Here is a 6221-nt window from a genome sequence, read left to right as displayed (position 1 = left end):
AATGGCATTCAAGAGGTCGTCGGTTCGATTCCGATTGGCTCCACCAAACAGTCTCCTGCTGCTGGGCATTGCCGCATCCGCGCTTGCCGCTTGCCAGTCGGCTCCTGACAATCCGCCTCCGGTCCAACCTGCTCCTGTCGCGGTGGCAGTTCCCGCGCCTGCTTCGTCGAATTCGGCGGTGCTGGATCAAAACATCGCCATCGTTCCGCCCGGCAAGGGCGTGCCGGCAAAGTATGCCGCATTCTCGGGCATATGGGCCGGACAGCTCAACGGCATGTATGATGGCAAGCTGGCCGTTCTGACGGTGTCGTCGGGCGGGCAGGTGACCGTCAGTTATGCGTGGGGCAATGTGGCCGACAACAAGCCGGGCGTCGCCGACGGCTCGGGCAGGATTGTCGGGAACACAATGAAGCTCGCCCGCCTGCCGAACGGCGCGGACATAGTGTTTACGATGTCGTCGGACGGGACGCTTGCCGCCAGCTATACGCTTGCCGGTCAGACCTACACCGGCCCGTTTGCCAAGGTCAGGCAATAGATCGCGTCCGGCGCGGCTGTCCGTCCGCCACAAGGTCCGCCAGGCTGCTGCAGAATTGTCATCGCCTTGTGCTGGGTCGGTCAGCTACGAATCGGCTATGTCGTTCCCGATGCAGGAAACGTCCCTCTATGAGCCGGTGAAGCGATTCCTCGAAGGCCTTGGCTTCTCGGTCAAGGGCGAGGTGGGTGGCTGCGACGTGGTTGGCGTGCGCGACGGTGAGCCGCCCGTGGTTGTCATCTGCGAGCTGAAACTCCAGTTCAACCTCGAGCTCGTCCTCCAGGCGGTCGACCGCGCGGCGGCCTGTGACGAGGTCTGGCTGGCTGCTTTGATGTCGGCGCGCGGCAAGGGCCGCGAGCACGACCGCCGTTTCCGCGCGCTGTGCCGCCGTCTCGGCTTCGGCCTGTTGGGTGTCGGCAAGAAGGGTGAGGTGGAGCTGCTGCTCAGCCCCGCCGCCTTGCCGCCGCGCCGCGACCCGCGCCGGCGCTCGCGGCTGGTCGAGGAGCACCATCGCCGCAAGGGCGATCCGTCTATCGGCGGCAGCACGCGCAAGAAGCCGATCATGACCGCATATCGGCAGGAGGCGCTTGCCTGCGCCTCCGCCATGGCCGATGGTCCGAAGCGGCCGCGCGACCTGAAAGCTGTCTCGCCTCGCGCGGCCAGCATCCTGCTGCACAACTACTATGGCTGGTTCGCGAGGGCGGAGCGCGGCATCTATGCGCTGACCGAGCTCGGCCAGACCGCCATCCAGGTCACATCGGGTCCTTGAGGCTTCGCTGCAGGTCGGCCCGTATCAGGCCGACCAGCTCGCTATGAAGGTCGGCGCGCGAGCGGCTGCCGCCGTCCGCGCAGATCGGGTCGACCTCGCCCGCTTCTTTCAGCAGCTCGGCGCCACCCGGCTTGCATTCCTGCAGGAAGCTGAAGTGAATGGCGCCTTCGACATTGGCATAAGTTCCGCGTGGCGTGAGCGCGGCCAGCTTCTCTGCCATGATCGTCTCGGGGGCTGTGCCGGCGCTGCCGAGATTGATGAAATCCATCGGGATCGTGAAGCCTTCAGGCTCTCGGCATCGTAGGCCTGCGCCAGCCCGGGATCGACAAGCACGGCTGATTTGACCCGGCGATCCAGGTTCGATTGGTCGAAGCGCGCCCGGTCGATCGTCCGAAGGTCGAGCTTTTCGACATGAACCAGCGCGTCGTTGAGATAGCCGATGCCCCCTGCATACCAGGCGCAGTCCCACTTCTTGTAGGTGTCGCAGAAGCGCGCATAGGCGTCGAGGCTGGCGCGGGCGCCGGCAATCTCCATCGCGGCGGCGCCTCCCAGCGAGAAGCCGACGACGCCTATCCTGTCGCCGTCGACCACGTTGCTCCACGTCGCATCGGTCGTCATCGCGTCGATCACGGCGGAAAGGTCGCGTGTACGCTCCCACAATTTCGGCGTATCGGCCGGCGTCGAGTCGCCGCTGGTGGTGCCGGGATGATTGGGGCCCGCCACGATGAAACCGGCCTTGGCCAGTTCCGTTGCGAGCCAGGCCATGCCCTGGACGCGGCCGCCCGACCCGTGCGACAGCACAACAAGCGGAAAATGCCCATTGAGCGGTGCCGCGCTCTTGACCGCCGCCACGCCTTTGAAAGCCTTGTTGTCGCCCAGAAGGGTTGCCTTGCCGCCTTCCACGGCTGGATACCAGACAAACACCTGGAGATCGCGGCCGCGCTCGGGCGAGGCGATCGAGATCTCGCGGACGCCGACTTCGGCGGCATGTGCCGGTACTGCGATTGCGACGGCAAGCGCCGCGGCGGAGAGGATATGGGAAAGTGCCATTGGGAACCTCGCTCGGTTGGAGAGACCGGCGATGACTTGGCCCTTACGATCTCGGACTGCGTCCTCGATCGCGATCGAGGTCGTTCCCGATCGCGATCCGGGCCATTATCACGGCGTTCGAACGCCCCTCTGAGCCCGCCGTGATTTTTGTTCCGCTTCCTTTCGTCGTCGCCTTGTTGCTGCTGATCCTGCTTGTCAGGGCCTTGCAGGCCGAGCAGCCGTCACGGGCCAATCGTGCGTTTCTGGCGCTCGTGGGCTTATGCGCTCTGCAATCGACCCTTGTCGGTCTGCGCTGGGGCTATGATCTCGTCGATCTGCGCTTCCTGATGCCTGTGGTGGCGAGCTGTCTGCCGCCATTGGTCCTGGCAAGCTTTCGCAGCTTGATCCATCACGAGGCGGCGGAGTCAGGTGGCGCCCGCTGGCTTCACGCGGCTCCTCCGGTGGTGATCGCCGCGCTGGTGTTGCTGGCTCCCGCTTTGATCGACGCCACCCTGGTCGTGATATTCGTCGGCTATGCTTTGGCCGTTCTCAATCTCGGCCGCGCCGGTCCCGACGCGTTGGACGAAGCGCGCTTCGACGGCGCGGTAGCCGCGCATCGCGCGCTTGTCATCGCTGCCGCGTCGCTCTGCGTGTCGGCGCTTTTCGACCTGATGGTGCTTCTGGATTTCGAATGGAGCAGGGGCGAGGACGCGGCTTTTATTGCCGGCAACGCAAACCTTCTCGGCCTGTTTCTCTTCGGTATCACAGCCATTGTCGCTGCCCGCGCGCGGGCAGCTCCCATGCCCGTCGCCGAAACCGAGGCCGCATCCACGGCCGCGCAGGATCGCGAGGTTCTCGACCGCATCCGCAACCTGCTGGTCGAGCAGAAGCTGGCGCGCGACGAGAACCTGACCTTGTCGCGGCTGGCGCGGCGCGCTGGCGTTCCGGCACGCCAGATATCGGGTGCGGTCAACCGGCTTGCCGGCAAGAACGTCTCGCAATACATCAACGACTTTCGCATTGCGGAGGCCTGCCGGCTGCTTCGCGAAACCGACATGCCGGTGACGGCGGCGATGTTCGAGTCCGGCTTCCAGACCAAATCGAACTTCAACCGCGAGTTCCGGCGGGTCACGTCGTTCAGCCCCGCGTCATGGCGCGAGCAGTCGCGGACCACCGACGCCGGATCGCCGGCCAGCTAACTGGCCTTTGTCGCATCCCGCATTTTGGGCTGTTGAAAGATTCTAGACGACCGGTTGACTCACTGCTTTGTTCATGCAGAATTGGTTGGACCATTGAACCACTTTGGGTTTCCGCCGGCGTGACCGATCTACTCCCGCCCATCCACACCACGGCCCGCGACGACGCGGTGCTGAAGGCGTTGGCGGGCTTCGTCCGGCAGGAGGCGCTGGGTCCGGGGGAGAAGCTGCCCACCGAGCGCATCCTCGCCGAACGCCTCAAGGTCAGCCGCAACACGGTGCGCGAGGCGCTCACGCGCTGGGAGGGGCTGGGCCTCGTCGAGCGCCGGCAGGGCAGCGGCACCTATCTCAAGGCGGCCGTCTCGCCCGACATGCTGCACATGCCGCTCACGCTTGCCGGCGGTAACGACTTCGGCGGGCTGATGCGCACGCTGGAGATTCGCCGCGCGCTGGAGGCCGAGGCGGCCGCCCTTTGCGCCATTCGCGCCGGGGAAGAGGAGATCGCCGAGATCGAGCGCAAGCTCGTCGTGATGGAAGACGCCTTCCACACCCGCGCCGGCATGTCGTCGGAGGAGGACTGGGAGTTCCACCAGTCGATCTATCGCGCGTCGGGCAATCCGCTGTTCGAGCAGATCATCGCCGCCATGTACGAGCTGTTCCATCGCTTTTGGGAACATCCGCTCGGCGTGCGCGACTTTGGTCACGCCAGTTTTCCTTACCACCGCACGATTTTCGATTGCATCGCCGCGCATGACCCGGAGGGCGCCAGGCGCGAGGCGCTGAAGCTCATGGCCACCGTCGAGGACGACCTGAAGCGCGGCGCCGCCAACCTCAAACTTTCGGACCGAAAATGAACGAGCAACCCACTCCTTTCGACACGGCTTCCCTGGCCAGCGACTATCTCGGCGAGGCGGCGACGCTTCTGGCGCATGACGATCCCTTCCCCGGCGGTCCCGTGGTGCCGCCGATCTACCAGACCTCGCTGTTCACCTTCGCCAACTACGCCGAAATGGCCGACACCTTCGCCGGCAGGCGAAAGCAGCCGACCTATTCGCGCGGCGACAATCCGACCGTGATGGAATTCGAGTCGCGCGTCGCAGCGCTGGAAGGAGCTGAAGCCGCGCGGGGCTTCTCCAGCGGCATGGCGGCGATCAGCGCCACGGTGCTTGCCTTCGTAGGCGCCGGCGAGCGCATCGTTGCCGTGCGCAACTGCTATGGCGATGCCTATCGCCTGTTCGAGCGCCTGTTCCCGCGCCTCAACATCAAGGTCGACTATGTTGACGGCGCGGACCCGGACGCCGTCGCGGCAGCGCTTCCCGGCGCCAAGCTGCTCTACCTCGAAAGCCCGACCTCGATGATGTTCGAGCTGCAGGACATCGCGCATCTGGCGCGGCTGGCCAGGGAACAGGGCATTATCACCACCATCGACAATTCCTGGGCCTCGCCGGTGTTCCAGAAGCCGATCACGCATGGCGTCGATCTGGTGCTGCACTCGGCCTCGAAATATCTGAGCGGCCACAGCGACACCGTTGCCGGTGTCGTGGCGGGATCGGCGGCCCATATCAAGCACATCAACGAGCAGACCTACTCCCAGCTCGGCGCCAAGCTGTCTCCCTTCGAGGGCTGGCTGCTGCTGCGTGGCCTGCGCACGTTGCCGCTGAGGCTGCCGCATCACATGAAGAGCGGGCTCACGATAGCAGAGCGGCTCAAGGCGCATGGCAGCGTCGAGCGGGTCAACCACCCAGCCTATTCCAATCACCCCGGCAAGAAGACATTGGCCGGTTATGCCGGGCTGTTCTCTTTCGAGGTCACGGAGGATGTCGACATTCCGGCCTTTGTCGATGCGCTGAAGCTGTTCCGTCTCGGTGTCAGCTGGGGCGGCCATGAAAGCCTGGTCGTGCCGGCAAAGGCCTCGCTCGAGCAGACGCCGGGCATCAATTCGATGGCGCGCTTCGGCGTCAGCCCCCGAACCATCCGCTTCAATGTCGGGTTGGAAAACGTCGAGGACCTCTGGGCCGACATCGCCCAGGCCTTCGACAAGTCAAAAAAATAAGGTGTTCAAAATGGGAGTCCTGAACATGAAAAGACTGACGTTCATGCTTGCCGCCGTTGCCGGCCTGGCAATCTCCGCCGGCAGCGCGCTGGCCGATACCACCATCAAGATGGTCGAGGTCATCACCAGTCCGCCGCGCACGGAGTTCCTGAAGAAGCAGATCGCCGACTTCGAGACGGCCAATCCGGGCATCAAGGTCGAGCTCGTCTCGCTGCCCTGGGGCCAGGCCTTCGAGAAGTTCCTGACCATGGTGCAGGCCGGCGACACGCCCGACGTCGTCGAGATGCCGGAACGCTGGATGGGGCTTTATGCCAACAATGCGCAGCTGCAGGACCTCGGCCCGTTCATGGCCAAATGGGACGATGCCAAGACGCTGGGCGACCGCGCCAAGCAGTTCGGCTCGACCGTCAACAACACGCAGTTCATGATCCCCTACGGCTATTATGTGAACGCGCTGTTCTGGAACAAGAAGCTGTTCAAGGAAGCCGGCCTCGATCGTCCGCCGGCAACCCTCGACGAGTTCGTCGACTTCTCCAAGAAGATCTCGGCGATCCCCGGCAAATACGGCTACTGCCTGCGCGGCGGCCCCGGCGCCTTCAACGGCATGCACATGTTCATGAACATCGCCGACGGCAAGGGCGG

Annotated in this window: 7 protein-coding genes; 6 read left to right on the top strand and 1 reads right to left on the bottom strand. The window is 64.6% G+C overall.

Annotation, left to right across the window (positions count from 1 at the left end; genetic code table 11):
• Positions 1 to 178 precede the first annotated feature (178 nt).
• Entirely contained in the window at positions 179 to 535 is a 357-nt protein-coding gene (locus tag Q0L57_RS03590; RefSeq protein WP_296737991.1) for a hypothetical protein, read from the top strand.
• 109 nt (positions 536 to 644) lie between these two features.
• Complete coding sequence (locus tag Q0L57_RS03585) at positions 645 to 1301, top strand: DUF2161 domain-containing phosphodiesterase (RefSeq protein ID WP_296737993.1); 657 nt, start codon at positions 645 to 647, stop codon at positions 1299 to 1301.
• Positions 1302 to 1409: 108 nt separating this feature from the next.
• Here Q0L57_RS03585 and Q0L57_RS03580 read toward each other — a convergent pair whose 3' ends face one another.
• Positions 1410 to 2351 (bottom strand): alpha/beta fold hydrolase, encoded by a 942-nt coding sequence (locus tag Q0L57_RS03580; protein ID WP_296737989.1) that lies wholly within the window; start codon positions 2349 to 2351, stop codon positions 1410 to 1412.
• Positions 2352 to 2491: 140 nt separating this feature from the next.
• Here Q0L57_RS03580 and Q0L57_RS03575 point away from each other — a divergent pair, with 140 nt between their 5' ends.
• From Q0L57_RS03575 to Q0L57_RS03560, 4 genes are all read left to right on the top strand, one after another.
• On the top strand, positions 2492 to 3529 hold the full coding sequence (locus tag Q0L57_RS03575) for an AraC family transcriptional regulator (RefSeq protein WP_296737987.1): 1038 nt from the start codon (positions 2492 to 2494) through the stop codon (positions 3527 to 3529).
• Between the two features lie 119 nt (positions 3530 to 3648).
• Complete coding sequence (locus tag Q0L57_RS03570; protein WP_296737985.1) at positions 3649 to 4380, top strand: FadR/GntR family transcriptional regulator; 732 nt, start codon at positions 3649 to 3651, stop codon at positions 4378 to 4380.
• The gene (locus Q0L57_RS03565) at positions 4377 to 5579 is read left to right on the top strand and encodes a PLP-dependent transferase (protein WP_296737983.1); all 1203 of its coding nucleotides are present in this window, start codon (positions 4377 to 4379) and stop codon (positions 5577 to 5579) included. Before Q0L57_RS03570 ends, Q0L57_RS03565 begins: the two co-directional genes overlap by 4 nt.
• A gap of 25 nt (positions 5580 to 5604) precedes the next feature.
• A partial coding sequence (locus tag Q0L57_RS03560; protein ID WP_296737982.1) for an extracellular solute-binding protein occupies positions 5605 to 6221 on the top strand: 617 nt, incomplete at its 3' end.

Source organism: Mesorhizobium sp. (genome assembly GCF_024509055.1).
Lineage (GTDB): Bacteria > Pseudomonadota > Alphaproteobacteria > Rhizobiales > Rhizobiaceae > Mesorhizobium.
This window is presented reverse-complemented; position numbering and strand designations above follow the sequence as displayed.

Coding starts and splice junctions, on each gene's coding strand:
- Q0L57_RS03580 (WP_296737989.1), bottom strand. CDS start 2,351: ATGGCACTTTCCCATATCCTCTCCGCCGCGGCGCTTGCCGTCGCAATC.
- Q0L57_RS03585 (WP_296737993.1), top strand. CDS start 645: ATGCAGGAAACGTCCCTCTATGAGCCGGTGAAGCGATTCCTCGAAGGC.
- Q0L57_RS03565 (WP_296737983.1), top strand. CDS start 4,377: ATGAACGAGCAACCCACTCCTTTCGACACGGCTTCCCTGGCCAGCGAC.